Origin of the sequence: Methylocella sp. CPCC 101449, from assembly GCF_031921685.1 — a bacterium.
GTDB lineage: Bacteria > Pseudomonadota > Alphaproteobacteria > Rhizobiales > Beijerinckiaceae > Terripilifer.
The window spans coordinates 948744-970145 of sequence record NZ_JAPDHU010000001.1 but is presented as its reverse complement, the minus strand read 5'-3'; the positions used below and the strand labels follow the sequence as shown (position 1 = coordinate 970145).

Sequence of the window (21402 nt, the reverse complement as noted above, 5' to 3'; positions counted from 1 at the left end):
ATGTTCGATCACGCCACGTTGCGCACGGCGTTGATCTTGTCGGCGCCGCCGACAATGCCGGCGAAATCCTGCCACACGCCCTGGGCGCCCTTCTGCCAGTCTTCGAAGGCCTCCGGCTTCAACAGCTTGCCGCCCTTGGCCAGCGCCGTTTGCACAGAGGCGGTCTCGTCTTCGACGATAAGCTGGTTGAAATAGAGCGCGCCTTCGCGGGAGGCTTCGCTCAGTGCCGCCTTTTCGTCGGCATCGAGCTGGTTCCAGAAGCCGCGCGCATAATAGATCACGCCGGAGGCCCAGATATGGCCGGTTTCCGTCATGTTGGGCACGACTTCATAGAGCTTGAAGCCGGTATAAGCGGATTTCGTCAGATCCATCGCATCGGCGACGCCGGTCGCCAGCGCGTTGTAGGTCTCGGTAATCGGAATGCCCACCGGGATCGTGCCGAAGGCGCTCCACAGCTTGGTGTGCAGCGGGCTTTGGATGACGCGGATCTTCTTGCCCTTCAACTGATCCGGCCGGGTGACGGGCTCCTTGGTGAGGAGATGGCGCGCGCCATAATTGATGAAGTCGCCGACGACGAATTGCTGGGCGGCGAGCTTGTCCTTCAAGCCGGCGCCGGTGTCGCCGCTCACCACTTTGCGCACGTGGTCGGCGTCGCGGAACAGGAAAGGCAGATCGAGGATCTGCAATTCCGGCACCCAGCCGGTCAGGGAAGAGACCGTCGAGAGGCTCGCTTGCACCGAGCCCAGGCGCACGCCTTCGGCCACTTCCTTCTCGCCGCCGAGCGCGCCGCTCTTGACGATGTTGAACTTGAAGCGGCCGGGCAGTTTCGCTTCGACCAATTCACCGATCTTCACCCAGATCTTCGTCTCGGGTTTGTCATCGCCGAAGAGCGAAGCGACAGTGACGGTGCGCGTGCGGGCGCTGGCCGTGCCGATGAAGCCGGGCGCAGCCAGCGTGGCGCTGGCGGCGGAGAGTTTGAGGAGCGTGCGGCGATTGAGATTCATGATCCTTGGTCCTTGATTAGAAAATGATGGCCCAGGCGCACAGAACGCCCAAGGAAACGAGCAGCGACAGCAGATAGGGAACGACCGCACGGAACAAAGCGGTGGCCGGCACGCGCGTGACGCCGCTAACGACGAAGATCAGCATGCCAAGTGGCGGCGTCAGCCCGTGGATCATCAGATTGACCACAAGGATGACGCCGAAATGGATTGGATCGATGCCGGCGGCGACGGCGGCCGGCAGCAAGATCGGTCCAAACAGCAGGATCGCCGCGCCGATGTCGAGCACCAGGCCGACGGCGAAGAGGATGACGTTCGCCAGCATGATGACGGCAAAGGCGCTGCCGCCGAGCACCGTGACGAAATTGGAAACGAGGCCCGACACATTGTCGACGGCGAGCAGGAAGGCGAAGGGGCCGGCGGTGCCGATCAAGAGGCCGATGGCCGCCGCCTCCGTCGCCGCCTGGGTGAAGCTCGCCAGAATGCGGCCGCCGCCAAGCCGCATGCCGAAGGCGAGCAGCAGCGTATAGAGCGCGGCCAATGCCGCCGCTTCCGTCGTGGTGACAATGCCGATGCGGATACCGACGACGACGATCACGCCAAGACCGAAGGCGGGGATAGCGGCGATCGCCGCCTGCCAGCGCTCACGAGCTGGCGCGCGCGGCCGCGTTTCGACATCGCGCACGGTGTAGTGAATGGCCACCGCCAGGCAGATCGCCATCAACCCGCCGGCGAAGAAGCCGCCGACCAGCAGTGAGCCGACGGAAAGGTTGGTGGCGGTGGCCAGAATGAGAAAGGCGATCGAGGGCGGGATGATGTTGTCGAGCACCGAAGTGGCGGCGATGATCGCGCCGGCCTGGGCCGGCGGATAGCCGTGCTTGACCAGTTCAGGCTGAAACGTCGAAGCGCCAAAGGCGGCATTGGCGACGGAGGAGCCCGACGCCCCGGAAAAGAGCACGCTGGTCAGGAGAGTCGTCTGTGCCAGGCCGGCGCGGCGATGGCCGACCATGGCGGCGGCGAAGCGCACGAGCTGGTTGGCGACGCCCGACGTGGTGAGCAGGCCGCCCGCCAGCAGAAAGAACGGAATGGCGAGCAGCAGGAATTTCGACATGCCGGTGACGGTCGACGAGACGATGGCCGGTTCCGGCAATGTGCTGCCGAAGGCGATCGCCACATAGGCGGCCGCCAGAAAGGCATGGGCCAGAGGTGCGGCCAGCACGAGACCGAGGCCGGCGATCAGTGCCAGGAACAGGCTCGGTGGCAGACGCGTTTCGATGAAGAGCTGCGGCAGGCCGAAGTAAAGCGCCGCACCCACGCCGATCGACAGGAGGATCGCGATCGCTTTGCCTTCGACGATCCGCTGTAGGGTGAGGACCAGAAGGATCAATCCGCCGCCGATGCCCAGGAAAGCGAAGCGCACCCACTCCGGCAGGCCGAGCGTCGGCGAAATGCCGCCGAGCAGGCTGATGATCTCGCTGCCGCCGAAAAGCAGAATGAAAGCGGCGAGCACGGAAAAAATGTCGGCCAGTCCTTCGGCGATGGGATGCAGCCGTTCCGGCAGCAGCCGCACGAAGACATCGAGCCGCATGGCGAGCGCGCTCTTCAGGCTGAGCGGCGCGCCGACGGAGATCAAGGCGACATGCAGCCAGATGCCAAGATCTTCAGCGCCGATGAAGCCGGTGGCGAAGACATAACGCAAGGTGACATTGGTCAGAACCACGGCGAGCAGCATGGCCAACAGCGCCGCAGCCGCATAGCCGAGGCTTGCCTCAATGATTTTGAGCGCTCGCGCCGCGAGGCCACGGGCGGAGACCGCCGGTTGCGTGAGTGTGGGAGAGGAAGTGGCGCTCACCGCTTGATCCTTATGGCAGAGCCGAAACTTAACGCGCCAAGACTTTCGGCGGGGCATCCGTCGCCATCACCGTCGACAGATCGCGATCGAACAGGGTCGACCAGGTGAAGTGGCGCGCCTGCGAAACCTGACGCGAGACATCGAGGCGCGGCAGCACTTTCTCGCCGAAGCGCCATGCTTCCTCGAGCAGCGGCATGCCCGAGAGAATGAAGGTCTCGACGCCGGCCTTACGATAGGCCTCCAGCGTGCGGATCACCGTATCGGGTGAGCCGACGATGGCGGTGCCGGGGCCGGGGCGCACGAGGCCGATGCCGGCCCACAGATCAGGCGCGATTTCGAGATCGCGCAGATTGTCCGGCTTCTGGCCGCCATGCATGGCGGTCATGCGCTGCTGGCCGACGGAATCGCTCTTGCCGACGAAACGCTGATTGGCGGCGATGGCCGCGTCATCCATGCGCGCGTAGAGATCGGCGGCCGCATCCCAGGCTTGCGCATCGGTATCGCGGACGATGACATAGAGACGGATGCCATATTCGAGTTCGCGGCCATAGTGCTCGGCGCGCGCCTTCACCGCTTTGACCTTCTCGCCGATCTGCTCCGGCGTCTCGCCCCAGGAGAGATAGGTCTGTACGTGCTTGGCCGCGACATCGAGCGCTTTGTCGGAAGAGCCGCCGAACCACAGCGGCGGCGGCGCGATGCTGTCGCCGACAGGCAAGGCCAGTTTGGCGCCATCCGTATTGAAATACTGGCCTTTGAAATTGACGGTCTCGCCGGCGAACAGCCTATGCCAGATCTGCAGATATTCATCCGCCATGGCGTAACGATCGTCATGCGGCATGGTCATGCCATAGGCGCCGAGCATTTTGGCATCGCCCGAGACGACATTGATGAGCAGGCGTCCGCGCGAAAAATCCTGCAAGGTCGCAGCCATCTTCGCCAGGAGCGTCGGCGCGACGAGGCCCGGATGAATGGCGACGAGGAATTTCAACCGTTCGGTATAGGAGAGTAGCGCACCGGCCAGCACCCATACATCATGGGCGCCCGTAGCAAACAATGCGCCTGTGTAACCCAACTGATCATAGGCCAGCGCCAATTGCTTGTAGTAGCCGAGATCGACCTTGCGCGAACCTTCCGGCTGCCAGGGATAGGCGCCATCGGGCGCGCACATGTACCAGAGAACGTTCATGTCGAATCTCCTTTCTATGCAGCGATGCCGGCCTGTCCGGTGGTCACCGGCTTCGGGAAATGTCCGTGCCGAAACAGCGTGTCCGCTTCGTCCTGCTGTTCGGCGAGAATCTCCTGATCGGCAGGAACGACGGTGAAATCGCGCGAGCGCAAGACGCGCGCCCAGGAACCGGCATCGCCTTCGCTGCCGTGCTGAGCGGCCAGCAGCGCCGCCGCCTTGTCTATATCGGCCATCACGGCGCGGCCGACCCGATCAAGCTCACGGGCGATCGCAAGGCAGGTGTCGGGCGACAGCGCGTAGCGCTCCAGCGTCCAGAACAGCGAGCGATTGGGAATGGTCGAGCCGCACCGCACGAGCAGATGCAGATCGTCGCGATCGAGCGCCTTTTCCAGGCGCGGTGACATAGTCACCCAGGCGTCGACCTCGCCGTCAAGCAGATCCTGCTGGGCATCGCGTGTCGCGCTTTCGATGCGGATGACATCGCTGAGGCCAAGGCCCTCGGTCTCCAGGCTGCGGGCGAGTAGATAGGTATGGAACGAGCCGTCGATGAGTGCGACGCGCTGGCCGGCGAGAGCGGCGACGGAACGGATCGGGCTGTCCTTGCGCACCAGGATGGCGCCGTTCGCCGGGCGCGGCGCGGAACCTGCGATATAGACGACGCCAAGGCCCTGGGCATCGGCTTCGATCGGTGGCGTCGAGCCGGTGCCGCCGAAATGGATGGCGCCCTTGTCGAGCAGGGCGCCCGTGTCGCGCCCCTCGCCATAGAAGACGAATTCCGGCGCGAAGTCGGCGAAAGCTCCCGGCCAGAGCCGGGCCAGCCTGAGATGAAGATTGTTCGAATGAACCCCGATTTTCATGCTTGGCCCTGCGTTTGCCATAAGTCTAGTTTTTCTATATACATTATTTATCGTGTCAATCTACATTTTTATAGAATATATTGTGCGATGCAGCGAGAGGAAAAATGCGGCAATTTGAATGACTTCGAGGCAAAGGGCCGATTGCATCCGACGAACCCCTTGAGTCTGCGGGGTTTTAAAAATAGGAAGAGCCTACAATTTACTTTTTTGTAGATCGGATGAGAGGACGCCCGTGACGAAGCCCATCTCCAGTCGCATCTGTCACAGCGTCGGTGAGGCGAGCGACCTGTTGAAACTCATCGCCAATGCCAATCGCCTGGCGATCGTCTGCTTTCTGCTGGAGACCGAAGCGTCGGTTGCCACCTTGGAAACCCAGCTCGGCATCGTGCAGCCGACCTTGTCCCAGCAGCTCGCCGAACTGCGCGAAGCCGGCGTGATCATTGGCCGCCGCGAGGGCAAGAGCATCGTCTATCAGGTCGGCGATCCAAGAGTGGAGGAGATCGTTCATCTGTTGCGCGGCTTCTTCGCCGGCCTCGACGACGTGACCAACACCAACACGATGCGTAAAGTGCCGGTCGACGAGATGATGTTCGACTAGATGATCGATTTCTACACTTGGATCACGCCGAACGGCCTCAAAATCTCGATCGCTTTGGAGGAGTTCGGGCTGGCTTACAAAGCCCATACGATCGACATCACCAAGGGCGAGCAATTCGCGCCCGACTATGTGAAGCTCAATCCGGCCGCGAAAATTCCAGCCATCGTCGATCACGACACGGGCATCACGCTCACCGAATCCGGCGCCATCCTCATCTATCTTGCCGAGAAGACCGGCCGCTTCTTGCCGAGCGATGGCCTGGCGCGTTTGCGCACGCTCGAATGGTTGATGTGGCAAACAGGTGGCCTTGGCCCGACGCTGGGCTATGCGCACCAGTTTCTCACCTATAACGCCGGCAAAGCGCCTTTCGCCGAAAGCATTTTCGCCGGCGACACGCGCCGCCTTTATGAAACGCTGAATGCACGTCTCATCGGGCGGGATTATATCGTCGATGATTATTCGATTGCCGACATGGCTGTCTGGCCATGGGTGTCACGATTTGAGCGGCACAAGATCAATCTCGATCACTTCCCCGATGTGAAGCGCTGGTATCTGGCGCTGGCGGCGCGCCCGCAGGTGCAGCGCGGTTACGAAGTGCCCTTCGTCACGACAGCGGTGCCCATGCCCAGATAGGGCACCGGTGGCGCTGGCTTCGTTTGGGCGTGCGCGCTAAAATACGGCCGTCACGAGAATGAGGAATTGCGATGCATTGGATGAAGATCCTGGCGCTGCTGGTGCCGGTGGCCGCTGCATCATCGGAACCGATTCAATCCTACGACAGCTATAAGTCGTGGCTCGTGGCCTGCGACAATGGCCTCACCTGCGTCGCGAAAGGCTTTTCCGAAGATGAGAAGCGCGCTCAAATCAGTATCGAGCGAGCGGCCGGGCCGGCCGGCACGATCACCGCCACCATCAGCGCCGCCAACAAATTCACGCTCGCGGATGTAAGGCTGGATGGCAAATCCGTCGAACTCAATCCGCAGGATTGGAAGCTCGATGGCGGTGACAGCGAATTTTCCCTGTCGTCCGATCGTCTGCCGGCCATTCAGGCGTTTGTCGCGCGCTTGCGCAACGGCTCGAAACTCACTCTGGCCGATGGTCCCCAGGTGCCGCTCGATGGCTTCGCCGCCGCGATGTTGCGTGTCGACGAACGCCAGGGCCGTTTGGATAATGTTACCGCGCTGGCCAAATCGGGCACGACGGCGGCCGCGCAAGTGCCGTCAGCACCGGCTCTCCCGCGCATTCCCAATCACCCCATCACGGCAAAACTCGCATCTGACGAAGCGCAGAAGCTGATCACCGACGTGCGCGCCGCGCAAAAAGCGGTCTTCGAGAAGCAGGATTGCGAAGCGGATGTTTCGGTGATGAAGCCCGAGGCCTATGCGCTGGATGACAAACTGGCTTTGGTGCTGCTGCCTTGCATCATGGGCGCCTATCAGGGCTCTTCGCTGGCCTTTTTGGCACCGCGTGATGGCGGGCTGGCCACGCAAGTGATCGCGCCCCTAGCCTATGCCGGCAACAAGCCTGATCGCAGCGGCGTCACCATGTTCACCGAATCCGATTTCGATCCCGATACCGGCACGCTCGCCATGGCGGCCCGCGGCCGTGGCATGGCCGATTGCGGCATGTCGGCGAGCTGGATTTGGGACGGCCAGGCGTTTCGCATGGCGTCGCTATCATATCAGGCGGCTTGCGGTGGACTGGCGCCCGGCGACTGGCCGACGCTGTTTCGCTCGATCCAATAAAGACGCGCCAATAAAGGCACGGCGACTTAATCGTTCGTCGCCAGATGCGTGAACAGATCCTGCGCCGGCGCGGTCAGTTCCTTTTCATCGCGCACGCAGACCGACAACTGTCGCCTGGCCCAAGGATCGGTCAGGCGAAGGGTAGTGATCGGCAGTGCGCGTGCGCACCGTCGCGCCACCGTTTCAGGTACGATGCCGAGCCCGACTTTGTCGGCCACCAAGCGGCAGATTCCTTCGAATGTCCTCAGCCGCACCCGCATCCTCAGCCGCGCGCCCGTTCGCGCCGCATGCGCCTCGATATGATCCTGCAATGCGCCGCCTGCCAGTCCGATGAACTGTTCATGCAGGATATCGGCGAAAGCGATCTGCCTGCGCGTGGCGATATCGTGATCGCGCGGCGCGACCAGCAGCAATTGATCGATGGTGAAGGGGCGCAGCACCAGGCCGCTGGTATCGACCGCATCGGATAGAATGCCGATCTCCACCAGTCCGGCCGCGACGGCCTTGGCGATCTCGATGCTCTGGCGTTCCTTGATCTCGATGTTGACCTGAGCATGCGCCGCCATCCAGGCGCCAAGCCGTTCCGGCAGAAATTCCGTCATGGCCGCCGTATTGGCGGCTAGCCGGATGGTCGTGCGCAGGCCCCTGGCATGTTCGTCCAATTCGCCGCGCATCTCGGCCATCTGCCGTTCGATCCGTCGCGCATGATGGGCCAGCGCTTCGCCGGCCTCCGTCGGGGTGACGCCACGACGGCCGCGTTCCAGCAGTTTGACGGCGCCGCTCGCCTCCATGTCGCGCAGCCGTTCGCTCGCCGCCGGCAAGGACAGGCCGACACGCTCCGCACCATGGGTGATGCTGCCGGCATCCACCACGGCAAGAAACAGGCGCAGGTCGGTGAGGTCGAAGCGCATGGGGCGAGATTATCCGATGGCCTGCCTTCGGACCAGCCGAAGCCTGCCTGCGGATCATCCGCATTGTCGATTTTGGTCGATGCCGTAAGCCCGATCCATGATGAACATGTCGATCGAACTTCTCGTCGTGGCTACCGTGACATTCTTTGCCGCCGGCATCGTCAAAGGTGTCACCGGCATGGGCTTGCCGACCGTCGCCATGGGCGTGCTCGGTGCGTTGATTTCGCCTCTGGCGGCCGCGAGCCTGCTGATCGTCCCGTCCTTCGTCACCAATGTCTGGCAGCTTTTCGCCGGGCCAAGCGTGTACCGGCTCGTTTTCCGGCTCTGGCCGATGATGCTGGCGATCATCGTTGGGACGGTGGCCGGCGCCTCGTTGCTGACCAGCGGCAATACGCTGCTCACGACGGCGGCGTTGGGCGCCGCGCTCATCGTCTATGCCGCCTATACGCTCCTGGCGCGTCAGCTCCATGTCCCCGAGAGAGTCGAGCCATGGCTGTCGCCGTTGGTTGGCGCGATCACAGGTCTCGTCACCGGGGGCACCGGCGTTTTCGTCATTCCGGCTGTGCCCTATCTGCAATCGCTCGGTCTCGAAAAGGACGATCTGGTCCAGGCGCTCGGCCTGTCGTTTACGGTGTCGACGATCGCGCTGGGGGCGGGGCTGGCCTCGCGGGGCGCGCTTCAGATCGACAATCTCGTTCTGTCGACGCTGGCGATCGCGCCAGCGCTTTTGGGAATGTGGGTCGGGCAGATCGCGCGCAATCGCATCAGCCCGGCGACCTTTCGACGCTGGTTCCTGCTTTGCCTGCTGCTTCTGGGCGCCAAAATGATCGTCAGGCCGCTGCTGTAATTATGCCTCCGCTCAATAGAGCTCAGGCACATAGAGTTCCGGCGGTACGGGCTTGCGGTGATAATCCGCGTGGCGGACGCGCCGCGGCAGCTCGATATCGGCCTTCGGCACGTCTTCGTAAGGAACCTGCGCCAGCAGATGCGAGATGCAGTTGAGTCGAGCCCGCTTCTTGTCGATGGCCTGCACCACCCACCAAGGCGCATGCGGCGTATGGGTGCGCTCAAGCATGTCTTCCTTGGCGTGCGTATAGTCTTCCCAGTGGACGCGGCTCTCCAAATCCATCGGCGAGAGCTTCCATTGCTTCAGCGGATCCTCGATCCGCATGCGGAAGCGGAATTCCTGCTCCTCGTCGGTGATCGAGAACCAGTATTTGAGCAGGATGATGCCCGAGCGCACCAGCATATGCTCGAATTCCGGCACGGAGCGGAAGAATTCTTCCAATTCTTCCGGTGTGCAGAAGCCCATGACGCGCTCGACGCCGGCGCGGTTGTACCAGCTGCGGTCGAACAGAACCATTTCGCCCGCCGTCGGCAGGTGCTGGATATAGCGCTGGAAATACCATTGATGGCGCTCGCGTTCGGTCGGCGCCGGCAGCGCCACGACGCGGCAGATGCGCGGGTTGAGACGTTGCGTGACGCGTTTGATCGCGCCGCCCTTGCCGGCGGAATCGCGACCTTCGAACAGCACGACCACTTTCAGCTTCTTGTATTGAATCCAGTCTTGCAGGCGCACCAGTTCGTGCTGGAGGCGGAACAATTCACGGAAATAAATCTTGCGGTCGAGCGTATCGGCATCGGAACCCGACACGCCTTGCGCAACCAGTTCGTCCAGCCGGTCTTCATCGAGTTGCATCTCCAGCTCTTCGTCGAAACTGTCGGCGATCTCGGCTTTGATACGGTCCAGGTCATCGATGCTCATGTCGTCGTCCTATGCAGTGAGTTGAAAGGGAAGATCAGGCGTAAACGTCGCTGCGGCGTGTCGAGGCTTGTTGAGCCCGAAGCTGCCAGGCCGTGTGTCGCGCGATCATCAGTTCTTCATTGGTGCGGATGATAAAGGCCCGCACGCGGGAGCGATCCGAGGAAATAACTTCGGTATTTTCACGGTTGCGATCAAGATCCAGCTCAATTCCGATCCATTCCATGGCTTCGAGCGCGCATTCGCGGATAAGCCGCGAATTCTCCCCGATCCCGCCACAAAACACCACCGCATCGAGCCCACCGAGCACAGCGGCCATGGCGCCGATTTCGCGGCGGACGCGGAAGACGAAATAATCGATCGCCTGTTTGGCATGCGGATGGTCGGAGGCTTCCAGATCGCGCATGTCGTTGGAAATACCGGACAGGCCCTTGAGCCCCGACGATTTGTAGAGCAGGTCGGAAATCTCTTGGGCATTCATGCCCTTTTGATCCATCAGATAGAGCAGGACACCAGGATCGATCTGTCCTGGCCGCGTGCCCATCGGCAGACCATCGAGCGCCGAAAAACCCATGGTGGAGGCCACCGAATAGCCATTGCGGATGGCGCACATGGAGGCGCCGGAGCCGAGATGGCAGATGATCACCCGTCCCTTGGCATGGAACGGCGCGATCTCGGCGAGCTTGCCGGTGACGTATTCGTAGGACAGGCCATGAAAGCCATAACGGCGCACGCCTTCCTCATAGAAGGAGCGCGGCAAAGCGAACGTGTCGTTGACGAAGGGATGGGCGCGGTGGAAGGCGGTGTCGAAACAGGCGACCTGCGGCACGTTTGGAAACGCCGTTTGCGCGGCGCGGATGCCCGACAGATTGTGCGGCTGATGCAGCGGCGCCAGCGGCACGAGTTCGCTCAGTTGCGACAGGATCGGTTCGTCGACCAGCACCGGCGCCGAATGGGCCATGCCGCCATGCACGATGCGGTGGCCGACCGCAGCGATCTCAGCCTGAGGATAGTGATGGGCGACTGCATCGAGCACGAGGCGCATGGCGCCTGCGTGATCGTCAATCGCGCGCTCGCCCTCTAGCGGATCGGAGATGATCTTCTGGCCGCTGCCATCCTTCAGCACGAAATGCGGATTGGTGCCCAGCCCGTCGATCATGCCGACGGCCACGCTATCAAGCGCGCCGGCGGTGAAGAGCGCGAATTTGAGCGACGACGAGCCGGCGTTAATGGTGAGGATATGTTCGCCCATGCGCAACCTATTCTGCCGCCTGCGCCAGGACGTCGTCGCCGAGCGCTTCGCCATGCTGACGCCAGTAGTCGTAAAGCTGCGCCACCGCGCAGGAGGCAAGGCGGGCTTTGTCGTTGTCGGCGCGCGATGTGAGAATGACGGGCGCTTTCGCGCCGACGACGAGGCCGGCCGCCTCGGCTCGCGCGACGAAGGTCAACTGTTTGGCCAGCATGTTGCCGGCTTCGAGATTGGGCACGATCAGCACGTCGGCATGGCCGGCGACCGAGGAGACGATGCCTTTGGTGCGCGCCGCTTCCGTATCGACCGCATTGTCCATGGCGAGTGGGCCATCGACCAAGGCGCCGGTGATTTGGCCGCGATCGGCCATTTTGGCGAGCGCGGCGGCTTCGAGCGTCGAGGGCATGTTGACGTTGACGGTCTCGACGGCGGCGAGAATACCGACCTTCGGCGTCTTCAACCCGCAGGCCAGTGCCAGATCGATGGCGTTCTGCACGATGTCGATCTTGGTGACGAGATCGGGCGCGATATTGATTGCCGCATCGGAGATGAAGAACAGATTGTTGCGCGTCGGGGCATCCATGACGAAGACATGGCTGATGCGCCGCGACCCCCGCAGGCCGTCCTTCTTGACCACTTGGCCAAGCAATTCGTCGGAATGGACATTGCCTTTCATCACCGCGCGGGCTTCGCGCGCATTGACCATGGCGACCGCCTGTTTCGCCGCCGCTGCATGATCCTCGATGTCGATCAGTTGCAGCGCCGAAATATCGGCTTCGAGACTGTCAGCGGCGCGCTGGATGCGCGAACGCGAACCGATCAGGATCGGTTCGATCAGACCCTCGCGCATGGAGAGCAGGGCGCCGCCAAGCGAATTGGCATCGTCGGGAATAACGATGGCGGTCGGCATGGCCGGCAGCCGCTTGCAGCGTTCGACCAAAGCGCTGAAATGATCGTGCTGGTCCAGGAGGAGCAGCGGCAGATTGCGCTTTTCCTCGATGATCGTGATGTTGGGCGCTTCGACTTCGGCGACGCCTTCCAGAATGAGCGTGCCGTCGCTCTTCTCGACGCGGGTTTCGAAGAGAGCATGCGGTTTCTTGCGCTTTTCCAGGCAGCGCACCGAGATTTTCAGCCGGTCGCCCAGATGGGCGCGCCCCGGAAAGCGGAAGGTCTGGCTGTTGTAGAGCGTGCCCGAGCCCGGCAGGACGGTGCCGAGCACGGAGGATACCAGCGAGCCGACCCATAGCGACGGCGCGACCGTATCGCTCTTGCCGTCGTGATTGATGTCGGCGCCGGGCATGTGCATCGGGTTGGTGTTGCCCGAGGCATGGGCGAAGACATAGAGATCGTTGGCCGTGACGGGCCGCTCAATGCTCGCCGTCTGGCCGACGACGAGTTCATCGAAAGTGGTGTTCCGGTGCGAGAGGGCGCTCATCGTCAGTGCTCCGGGTTCAAAGTTGATGCTTACGCGGCCTGTTCGGCGTTACTGATGCTTGCCGCGGGTGCGCGGCCGAGCATCGCCTCGAATTCGCGGTAAAGCGCCAGCGCTTGCGGATGCATGGTTTCAACAGGCCCGGCGACACGCATGACCAGGTCTAGCGCCCGTTCCCGTTCCGCTGGCGTATCGAGCAGTTTCGGCAGGCTGGCCTTGGCGCGCTCGGTGGCGAAGCGGACGATCAGCGATTGCTCATAGATGAGCTTGGCGCGCTGATCCTCGCCCATCGCGGCGAAAGGCTGTTCCGTCGCGAAGATCTGCAGCTCGCGTTCCAGCCGCGAGCGGCGGACATAGCCGCGCGCTTCCGACAGCAATTCGAGCATGCGAACCGTGCCTTCGGCTTCGCCGCCGGTCTCGATATTGGCGAGCGCGTTGCGCACGTCCGGCAGCATCAGCAGGTTCTCGCCGCTCGTCTGTTCGCGCCCGACCATTTCCTGCCGGCCGACCCATTGCATCGGCGCCGAGCCATAAACCGCATGGAATGACAGCTCATGGAAAGCATCGCGGATGTCGCGATAGAGATCCAGGTTCTGCTCGATCAAGTCCGACATCAGATGTTCGGCTGCCAGGAACGGATTGTTGGCCTCGACAGGCTGGCGATGGGCGCGCACCTGCTCGGCCATCGCGCCCATCGGCGCCAGCAGCGGGTTGCGATCGGAGAGCAGCGAACGTTCAAGCCGCAGCGGACGTGTGCGGAAGAACTGTTTCGCCGTGTCTTCATTGACCATGGCGCGCACGAAGGGTCGCACGAGATTCTCGTAAACGGTGGCGCCGGTTTCGGAAACGCGCGCCACGGCGGCGAACATTTCTTCATCTTTGCGACCATCGTCGAGTTTTAGAATATCGTCGACGGAGCGCGGCGCGAATTTGATGTGTAGCCGGTCTTCGCCCTGTTCCAGTTCCATTTCATAGAGGCCGGGCGGCAGGGCTTCGATCGCCCGCATCGTATCGGTGATCGCCTCATGTTCGCGCCCGGCCACTTTCGCCGAGACGAAAATGCCGAGGTGGCCGATCGAATCGTGCAGCAGATAGACGATGCGCTGGCCGCGCGCCTTGATCTCATTGACGTTGTGGAAGGTATCAGCGATCCAGTTCAACGCCTGTTGCGGCGGCGTGATGTTGTCACCATGCGAGGCGAAGACGATGATCGGCGAGCGGATGTTTTTCAGATCGATTCGTTCGTCGCCGAAATACGCCTGGCCGAAGGCCAATCGATTGCCGACGAAGAGATTTTCGACGATCCAGCGGATTTCTTCCTCATTCATCATGAAGAAGCCGCCCCACCAGCGTTCGAACTCCAGGAAACGTTCGGCCTCGGTGTCGACCTTGGCGTAGAGATTGTAGAGCTTCTTCCAATAGCTGTTGGCCGGGTTGAGCTCTTCGAAATTCTGCACCAGCAGCGAACCGTCGAACACGCCATTGCCGAGATCAGCCATCAGCATCGCCGGCCAGACGCCGCCGACGCGCCCACCCGTGTAGCGCATCGGATTCTTGCCCGCCGTACCACCCCAATAAGCCATCGGCGCGCCGTTGATGGCGATCGGGCCGACTTTTTCGGGATGCGCGGCCGCCAGCAGCATGCAGCCCCAGCCGCCCTGGCAATTGCCGATGACAACAGGCTTTTCGACATCGGGATGGCGGCGATGGATTTCGTCGAGGAAGGCGGCTTCCGCTTCGCGCACATCGGCCAGGGTCTGGCCGGGTTCCGGCCATTGTCGGAAGATGACGAAATAAACCGCGTGACCATCGGCAAAAGCGTCACCCACCTGGCTTTCCGGCTTGAAGCCGCCGATGCCGGCGCCATGGCCGGCGCGCGGATCGACGATCATGAAGGGACGGCGCTTCGGATCTATGGTGACGCCAGCAGGCGGCGTGATCACCACCAGCGAATAATTGACCGGCCGTGGCAGGGAGCGCCCATCGATGACGAGGTCATAGTCGAAATCCAGGACCGGCGGAATGTTGCCGTCGCTATGCGCGTTGAAGGCATTGCCGCGCTGGCGCAAGGTATCGAGCACCAGGATTGAGCGCTGCGTCGCGTCGGTCACGTAATGGGCCCAGGCAGTCCAGATGTTGAGGTTCTGCGTCGGCTTCAGCAAGTCCGCCGCTTGGCTGGCGCGCGCCTGAAACAGCTTGATCTGTTCCTGAGCGATCCGCTGTCCGTAGTCGAACCACAGACGCGAGAGGATATTGGCGTTTTCGAGATTGATGGCGATGGCGTCGTTCACGACTTTGAAGTTCATCGGCTTTCCAATCATGGTTCAGCCCAGGCGTTGTCGCTGCTGGTCGGCCGCCGGCGCGGGAGGGGGATGCCCAGGCGGCCCTGCACTGCGGCGCAATATCGAAGGGCCAAATGACACGGCGATGAAGGCGGCTGCCGCAGAGGTGGGCTGTGGGTGGCTTTCATAGCCGCCTGTCATCGGCATGAAAAATGGATCATTGAGATAGGCCTCGCGCCGCGTGCTGGGGCGTTGAGCCGTTTTCAAAGAGGATTTTCATGTCGACAGGCAAATCTCGCATCGGCGTCGTCGGCGCCGGCACCATGGGCAATGGCATTGCGCAACTTTTCGCCGCCGCGGGCCATCCGGTCACCTTGCGGGACCTGAAGCCGGAATTCCTCGATCGCGGCCTGGCCGCCGTCGGCGACAGCCTCGGCCGCTTGGTGGCCAAGGAGAAAATGAGCGCTGCGGATCGCGACGCCGTTTTGGCCCGGATCAAACCGACCACCGACGCGGCTGAGCTCGCCGGCTGCGCCGTCGTGGTCGAAGCCGTCGTCGAAAACTACGACATCAAGGCCGGCCTGATCCGCGAACTCGACGCGATCTGCGGCGAGGAGACGATTTTCGCCACCAATACCTCTTCGATCTCGGTGACGCGGCTGGCCGCGGCCTCGAAAAATCCGGGCCGGGTCATCGGCATGCACTTCTTCAATCCGGTGCCGCTGATGCAATTGGTCGAGATCATCCGCGCCTTGCAGACCAGCGATGAAACCAGCCAGGCCATCGTCACCCTCACCGAGTCGCTTGGCAAAACCGCGCGCGTCTCCAAGGACAGCTATGGTTTCGTGGTCAACCGCGTGCTCGTGCCGATGATCAACGAAGCCATCAACTGCGTCCATGAAGGCGTGGCCTCTCCGGAGGATGTGGATGTGATGATGAAACTGGGCACGAACCAGCCCATGGGTCCGCTGGCGCTGGCCGATCTCATCGGCCTCGATGTCGTACGCAACATCATGGACACGTTGTACAATGGCTTCGACGATCCGAAATTCCGCGCCAGCCCCTTGCTGAAGCAGATGTGCGATGCCGGCTATCTCGGCCGCAAGACCGGCCGTGGCTTCTTCACTTACGCCAAATAGCGCCAAGGCCTGCGGCGGGGATCGGGAAGCTTGCCGCAGGCCTATTGCTTAAGAAAAACAACAGGCTGGTAAGGGTGCCGCCTGACGACGGCGCAAAAATTTCGTACCGCGAAATCTCTGAAACCGGCTGTCCGGGTTTGCCGGTCGCAATTGTAGTGTGCTGCCACATGACGGTGGGCAGACGGCGGCAATGACGGCGGACGAACGACAATTCATTATCCAGGACATCACCCAGATGTTGGCGCGTCATTGGCATGACGTCGACCGAAACTGGGGCCGCAATGCGCATCTCGACTACACGGCTGATGGCTCTTACGCGACGAGCCTGCGCAAGCGCACCGGCGTCGAAGCGATCAAGGCGTTCTATGCCGACCGTCATGATCGTGGTGAGCGCGTCGCGCGCCATCTCGTCAACAATCTCCACGTGACCGTTCACGACGCCAATACCGCCACCGCGATCTGGATTCTCAGTCTGTTCGCGGCCGATGGCGCGCCGGTTCTGCCCTCGAAGCCCGCCATCATGATCGCCGATGTGGTCGACGAACTGGTGCGGGAAAGCGATGGCGCCTGGAAATATCGCTCCCGCACGATCACGCCGCTGTTCCGCGACGATACGCCGACGACCGGCTGATCCACTGCCTCTCATTTTGAAAGCCTTGCATGTTCATAGATCCAGAAACATCCGTCGATCTCAAGCGTTCGATCTTCAATGCGATCGTCGCGCCGCGCCCGATCGGATGGATCAGCACGATGAGCGCCGCCGGCCAGGTGAACCTGGCGCCATTTTCCCATTTCAATATCGTCTCGACCTCGCCGCCCGTGCTCATCTTCTCCTGCAATTCGCCGGAAGATCGGCCCGAGAAGGACACGCTGGTGAATGTCAGGGCGACGGGAGAGTTCGTCTTCAATCTCGTCAGCTACGATCTGCGCGAGGCGATGAATCTGACCTCGACGGCGGCACCCCATGGCGTCGACGAATTCGAACTGGCCAAACTCGAGAAAGCCGCTTGCGTTAAGGTGCGTCCGCCGCGTGTTGCCGCTTCGCCGGCCAATCTCGAATGCCGCCTGTTGCAGATCGTCGAGATCGCGCCGGTGGTGAAAGGCGATACGCCAAGCAATGTCGTGTTTGGCCGCGTCGTCGGCCTTCATGTCCAGGATCAATTTTTTGATGGCGCCGGCCGCTTCGATACGGTGAAGGCGCAACCTCTGACGCGGTTGGGCGGTATTCAATATGCGCCGCCCGGACCCATTGTCGAAATGCCGCAGCCCTTCAAGCGCGCCGCTGAAACGAAACGGGAGGCCTCATGATCCGCAACGGCGAATTGATCGATTTCCAAACCGTCGAGACGGCGGCCAAGGACGGACTGCATCGCAGCCAGGCACGTGGCCAGAACTTCATCGTCGAGTTCATCAAAGCGGATGCCGCTTCCGCTGCGTTTGCAATTGAAAGCGCCTACGAGGCCATGGTGCTGTTGCCGGACGTCGGCGCGCAGATCGTCGGTGCGAACGAAACGGTCGCCGTCAAAGCCCGCTCACTCGTCATTCTGCCGGCAGGCAAAGCATCCGTTCAATTGGCGGGTGCTGGAACCTGCTGCATATTGACGTCCAATGCCGGCGAGCCGGTGAGCGGCAAAGTCGAGAACGCCGCGACCTATGCCACGCGTGACGAGCGCGTCGTCGCTTTCGGCACGTATCAACGGCGATCCGCGCCCGATGCGATCCGTGTTCTCGAGATCGACGCGATCGACGCGCCGCACGACAATCCGCGTTTGAAAATGTTTCAGAGTGCGACGCTGAGCATCAACTGGGTCGAATATGCCGGCCCGCGTGATCGCAAAGCGCTGAGCCCGCATGCGCACAAGAGTTTCGAACAGGGATCCTTGGCGCTGGCCGGGGAATTCCGCCATCATTTGCGGGTCGAATGGGGCAAGAATGCCGAGGTCTGGCAGGAGGATCGGCATGTGGTGGCGCCGTCGCCGTCCTTGCTCGTCATTCCGCCGCAGATCATCCACACGACCGAAGGCGTCAATGACGAGCGCCATCTGTTGATCGATATTTTTTCGCCGCCACGGGCGGATTTCATCGCCAAGAACTGGGTTGCCAATTCGGCCGAATATGAGGCGCCTCCGGCGCAGCCGTGATCGGCCGCGTTCGCGTAACGGCCGAGCTTGCTGGCCACGGCCATTATTCCACGCTAATCTGCGAAGTAGGAGCGCGGGACGGTAAAGCAGGGCGCTCCTGCGAGGGGTTATGGGAACGTCATCTGAAACGTCAGCGGAAGCATCATCTATTCGTGCGGTGAGCCGCGCCATCGACTTGTTGCAGGCGCTGAACCGGCAACCCATCTCGACGGTGGACATGCTGCATGGCCAGACAGGCATTCCAAAGCCCACGATCGTGCGGCTTTTGCGGACCTTGGCGGCGAAAGGGCTCGTGTGCCACGCGCCCAAACATGGCGCCTATTACCTGACGTCCCAGGTGCAGTCATTGTCGGTTGGTTATCACAGCGTACCCAAGATCGTCGAGGCGGCGGCGCCTTTGCTCGATGCCATGACGAGCCGGGTCAAATGGCCACTGGCCATCGCCGTTCCCGAAAACAATGCGGCGATCATTCGCTATAGCACGGTGCCCCATTCGCCGCTGGCGCTGCTGCATTCGTCGATCAATATGCGGCTGAGCCTGGTGACGCGGGCGCTCGGCCGCGCCGTCCTCGCCTTTTGCGACGAGGATGAGCAGGATCACATTTTGCAGGCTCTCAGCGTGTCCACGGAGCCGGAAGACGCCTCGGCCAAGAACGTTTCCGATATCCGCCGCCTCTTGTCGGATATCCGCGCCTGCGGCTTTGCCATGCGCGATCCCAGGGTGCGCCCCGTGTCCAACACGATTGCCGTTCCGGTCTATGAGAATGGTCGCGTCGTGGCGAGTGTCGGTCTGACCTTCATTTCCTCGGCCTTGCGGCCCGAGCAAGCGGTGAAGGATTATCTGGGCCAGGTCAAAGAGATCGGCGACGAGATATCGGAGCGATTGAAACAGATCACCGAAGGTGCGGCGTCAGCCGGCCTGGCGCAGGCGCAATCGGCGAGCGGTCTGCGGCACTAGACGCGGACCTCTTGGCTCACGCCTTTCGGTCGTGCATCTTCAATCGATTGGCATTGACCACGGAAGCGCCGGTTCGTCCCAGCAGGACATGCGCGAGATTCTCGGCCGCCTGTCGCCTCCGGCCGAAGAAAGCTTCGTGCGTCCATGACGCGACATGAGGCGTGCTCAGGATTTTCGGATGTGTCAGCAGCGGATCGTTCGATGCCGGCGGCTCCGGGTCGAAGACGTCGATCGCCGCGCCGGCGATCTGTCCTGCGTCAAGGGCGGCGAGAAGCGCCTGGCGGTCGACGAGAGCGGCGCGGGCGGTATTGACCAACAGAGCGCCTTTCCGCAGGCGCGCCAAGGCGCTCGCGTCCAATAAGGGGCTACCGTCGGGCAGCGGCGGACAATGTAGACTGATGGCATCGCTCGAAGCCAGCAGCTCTTCCAAGCTCACGCGCTCCACGCCCGCAGGCACGTCATCGGCATAGGGATCGTGAACGAGAATCCGAACGTTCCAGCCCGACAGGCGCCGGGCGAATTCGCGCCCTATGCGGCCAAAGCCGACGATGCCGACCGTGCGCTCGTCGAGACTGCTCGCGAATGTCGCGGGGCTGCGCCATCCACCGCCCGTCATATAGGGGCGCGTCCAAACGTGGAGCTGTTTCATGAGGGCGAGGAGCAGCGTCATCGCATGCTCTGCCACGTAAACCGTGTCATTGCCATGCGGCGTATTGCAGACCGCGATATCCGCCGCCGTCGCCGCATCGATATCGACGGTGTCGACACCGATGCCGATCTTGCTGATCACGCGCAGATCGGGCAGGGCGTGGATGACGTCGGCACTCACGCGGATTCCGCCCGAGATCAAGACGCCGTGCGCGCCTTGCAGATCCTCGATAAAGTCCTGGGCGCGATGGGTACGATAGGCCGGATCCAGATTGGGACGGCCAAGGCGAACCTCGATGCCTTGGGCTTCCAGGAAAGCGGCCGATGTATCGCCAGCGACGACGCGCTCCCAGAGAACGGCGATCGGCTTTGAATGATGTGTATCGTTCATGGCATCTAAAAAGGATGTAAGCCCAATAACATGATGGTCGAAGCGCCGATTCCCGGCCGGAATCTGACGATCCACCTCGCCCGGACGCTCGGCTTCGTGCAACGGCCCTCCCTGTTCATTCCGTCAGACGAAATTCCGAAGGGTGGAAAGGCCGGGCTGTGGCGTTGACCGACAGGGCATTTCCCTGCCGTTAGCATCCCCATGAAGGTATGGGGGAGACAGACATGAACATATCCGAAAAAGCGCAGCGCGGGCTGCCAAGACTTTCCGAACGATGGGCGAAATATGGGCTGCGCGGCTTAGCCGTGGCGGCAGCCTTGGCATCCGCCACCCTGGCTGCCCGGGCGGAGGTCTTTCCGTCGCGGAATATTCGTCTCGTGGTGCCGTTCGCGGCGGGCGGTACGGTCGATCTGTTCGCGCGCCTGGTCGCCACCGAGATGGGTAAGTCCCTCGGCCAAAGCGTCGTCGTCGAAAACATCCCCGGCGCTGGCGGTGTGATCGGCACCACCAACGTGTCGCGCGCCGCACCGGACGGTTATTCACTTTGTTTCTGCGCCTCCGGCAGCACGATGCTGCTGCCGCTGATGGATTCGAAAGTCTCCTATAAAATTCCCGAGGATCTGCCGCCCGTGGGGCATGTCCTGCGTATCGAACAGACCATCATCGTGAATACCAAGAAGGGTCCGAACGATCTGGCGGGGCTGGTCGCCAAAGCGAGGGCCAATCCGGGCGCGATGTTCTACGCAACGCCGGGCCTCGGCACGTCCAATCATCTCGCCGGCGAATTGCTGAAGATCGCCGCGAAGATCGATGTCCGCGCTGTGCATTATCGCGGCGAGTCCGCGGCCGTACTCGATCTGCTCAGCGGCCAGCTCGATTATATGGTCGCATCCATGTCGTTCGCCGAGCCCTACTCGCGCGCCGGCGAGCTGCAAGTTCTGGCCCTGACAGGCCCGAGCCGCTGGCCCAACAATGCCAATATTCCCACCATCGCCGAGTCGGGCTATCCGGGCTTCGATGCGACGACGCAAATCGGCCTGCATGCCTCCAAGGGAACACCGAGAGATCGGATCGAAGTGATCAATGGAGCGATGAACAAAGCCTTGCAGAGCGTGGAATTGAGGGAAAAGTTCGCTCTCGGCGGCGCGACGCCTCAAGGCGGTTCGGTCGATGACTACGCCAAATTCCTGCAAGCCGAAACGGCCAAGTGGGACAAGGTGGTGCAGCAAGCCGGCATCAAACTGGATTGA

21 protein-coding genes are annotated in these 21402 nt (G+C 62.0%); 11 read left to right on the top strand and 10 right to left on the bottom strand.

Translation table 11 applies throughout. The annotated features are described in order from the left end of the window. Positions 1–8 precede the first annotated feature (8 nt). The 4 genes from OIM99_RS04340 to OIM99_RS04325 form a co-directional block, all read right to left on the bottom strand. Complete coding sequence (locus tag OIM99_RS04340) at positions 9–1004, bottom strand: TRAP transporter substrate-binding protein (protein WP_409371467.1); 996 nt, start codon at positions 1002–1004, stop codon at positions 9–11. 16 nt (positions 1005–1020) lie between these two features. Beyond that, positions 1021–2733, bottom strand: a complete 1713-nt coding sequence (locus OIM99_RS04335; RefSeq protein WP_311850344.1) for a TRAP transporter large permease subunit — start codon at positions 2731–2733, stop codon at positions 1021–1023. A gap of 148 nt (positions 2734–2881) precedes the next feature. Next, complete coding sequence (locus tag OIM99_RS04330; RefSeq protein ID WP_311849101.1) at positions 2882–4039, bottom strand: LLM class flavin-dependent oxidoreductase; 1158 nt, start codon at positions 4037–4039, stop codon at positions 2882–2884. Between the two features lie 14 nt (positions 4040–4053). Then, complete coding sequence (locus tag OIM99_RS04325; RefSeq protein ID WP_311849100.1) at positions 4054–4896, bottom strand: ABC transporter substrate-binding protein; 843 nt, start codon at positions 4894–4896, stop codon at positions 4054–4056. A gap of 232 nt (positions 4897–5128) precedes the next feature. On the opposite strand from OIM99_RS04325, the gene OIM99_RS04320 reads away from it, so the two are divergent. The 3 genes from OIM99_RS04320 to OIM99_RS04310 all read left to right on the top strand — a co-directional run bounded on the left by OIM99_RS04320 (position 5129) and on the right by OIM99_RS04310 (position 7239). Then, on the top strand, positions 5129–5494 hold the full coding sequence (locus tag OIM99_RS04320; protein ID WP_311849099.1) for a metalloregulator ArsR/SmtB family transcription factor: 366 nt from the start codon (positions 5129–5131) through the stop codon (positions 5492–5494). After that, positions 5495–6127 (top strand): glutathione S-transferase N-terminal domain-containing protein, encoded by a 633-nt coding sequence (locus OIM99_RS04315; RefSeq protein ID WP_311849098.1) that lies wholly within the window; start codon positions 5495–5497, stop codon positions 6125–6127. It begins immediately after the preceding gene. A gap of 71 nt (positions 6128–6198) precedes the next feature. Further along, the gene (locus OIM99_RS04310) at positions 6199–7239 is read left to right on the top strand and encodes a DUF1176 domain-containing protein (protein WP_311849097.1); all 1041 of its coding nucleotides are present in this window, start codon (positions 6199–6201) and stop codon (positions 7237–7239) included. Between the two features lie 26 nt (positions 7240–7265). Here the strand turns inward: OIM99_RS04310 and OIM99_RS04305 are convergent, their stop codons facing one another. Next, entirely contained in the window at positions 7266–8150 is an 885-nt protein-coding gene (locus tag OIM99_RS04305) for a LysR family transcriptional regulator (protein ID WP_311849096.1), read from the bottom strand. Between the two features lie 97 nt (positions 8151–8247). Here OIM99_RS04305 and OIM99_RS04300 point away from each other — a divergent pair, with 97 nt between their 5' ends. Beyond that, positions 8248–8997: a sulfite exporter TauE/SafE family protein gene (locus tag OIM99_RS04300; protein ID WP_311849095.1), complete on the top strand. Its 750-nt coding sequence runs from the start codon at positions 8248–8250 to the stop codon at positions 8995–8997. Positions 8998–9009: 12 nt separating this feature from the next. Here OIM99_RS04300 and ppk2 read toward each other — a convergent pair whose 3' ends face one another. From ppk2 to OIM99_RS04280, 4 genes are read right to left on the bottom strand one after another with little or no spacing between them, the layout of a single operon-like run. Then, complete coding sequence (gene ppk2 / locus OIM99_RS04295; RefSeq protein WP_311849094.1) at positions 9010–9915, bottom strand: polyphosphate kinase 2; 906 nt, start codon at positions 9913–9915, stop codon at positions 9010–9012. 34 nt (positions 9916–9949) lie between these two features. Beyond that, positions 9950–11164: an acetate kinase gene (locus OIM99_RS04290; RefSeq protein WP_311849093.1), complete on the bottom strand. Its 1215-nt coding sequence runs from the start codon at positions 11162–11164 to the stop codon at positions 9950–9952. 7 nt (positions 11165–11171) lie between these two features. Continuing rightward, positions 11172–12596: a bifunctional enoyl-CoA hydratase/phosphate acetyltransferase gene (locus OIM99_RS04285; protein WP_311849092.1), complete on the bottom strand. Its 1425-nt coding sequence runs from the start codon at positions 12594–12596 to the stop codon at positions 11172–11174. A gap of 29 nt (positions 12597–12625) precedes the next feature. Beyond that, positions 12626–14899 carry a DUF3141 domain-containing protein gene (locus OIM99_RS04280; protein ID WP_311849091.1) on the bottom strand — a complete coding sequence of 758 codons (2274 nt, stop codon included), beginning with the start codon at positions 14897–14899 and terminating at the stop codon, positions 12626–12628. A gap of 254 nt (positions 14900–15153) precedes the next feature. Here OIM99_RS04280 and OIM99_RS04275 point away from each other — a divergent pair, with 254 nt between their 5' ends. The 5 genes from OIM99_RS04275 (at position 15154) to OIM99_RS04255 (ending at position 19113) form a co-directional block, all read left to right on the top strand. Next, positions 15154–16014, top strand: a complete 861-nt coding sequence (locus OIM99_RS04275; protein WP_311849090.1) for a 3-hydroxybutyryl-CoA dehydrogenase — start codon at positions 15154–15156, stop codon at positions 16012–16014. Positions 16015–16204: 190 nt separating this feature from the next. Further along, positions 16205–16645, top strand: coding sequence for a nuclear transport factor 2 family protein (locus OIM99_RS04270; RefSeq protein ID WP_311849089.1), 441 nt, complete (start codon positions 16205–16207; stop codon positions 16643–16645). A gap of 29 nt (positions 16646–16674) precedes the next feature. Further along, entirely contained in the window at positions 16675–17322 is a 648-nt protein-coding gene (locus OIM99_RS04265; RefSeq protein ID WP_311849088.1) for a flavin reductase family protein, read from the top strand. Further along, on the top strand, positions 17319–18155 hold the full coding sequence (locus OIM99_RS04260) for a hypothetical protein (protein WP_311849087.1): 837 nt from the start codon (positions 17319–17321) through the stop codon (positions 18153–18155). Before OIM99_RS04265 ends, OIM99_RS04260 begins: the two co-directional genes overlap by 4 nt. 109 nt (positions 18156–18264) lie before the next feature. Beyond that, positions 18265–19113 (top strand): DNA-binding transcriptional regulator, encoded by an 849-nt coding sequence (locus OIM99_RS04255; RefSeq protein ID WP_311849086.1) that lies wholly within the window; start codon positions 18265–18267, stop codon positions 19111–19113. Positions 19114–19129: 16 nt separating this feature from the next. Here the strand turns inward: OIM99_RS04255 and OIM99_RS04250 are convergent, their stop codons facing one another. After that, positions 19130–20152: an NAD(P)-dependent oxidoreductase gene (locus OIM99_RS04250; protein WP_311849085.1), complete on the bottom strand. Its 1023-nt coding sequence runs from the start codon at positions 20150–20152 to the stop codon at positions 19130–19132. 30 nt (positions 20153–20182) lie between these two features. Here OIM99_RS04250 and OIM99_RS04245 point away from each other — a divergent pair, with 30 nt between their 5' ends. Both OIM99_RS04245 and OIM99_RS04240 read left to right on the top strand, forming a co-directional pair. After that, positions 20183–20320, top strand: coding sequence for a hypothetical protein (locus OIM99_RS04245; protein WP_311849084.1), 138 nt, complete (start codon positions 20183–20185; stop codon positions 20318–20320). A gap of 56 nt (positions 20321–20376) precedes the next feature. Beyond that, positions 20377–21402, top strand: coding sequence for a tripartite tricarboxylate transporter substrate binding protein (locus tag OIM99_RS04240; protein WP_311849083.1), 1026 nt, complete (start codon positions 20377–20379; stop codon positions 21400–21402).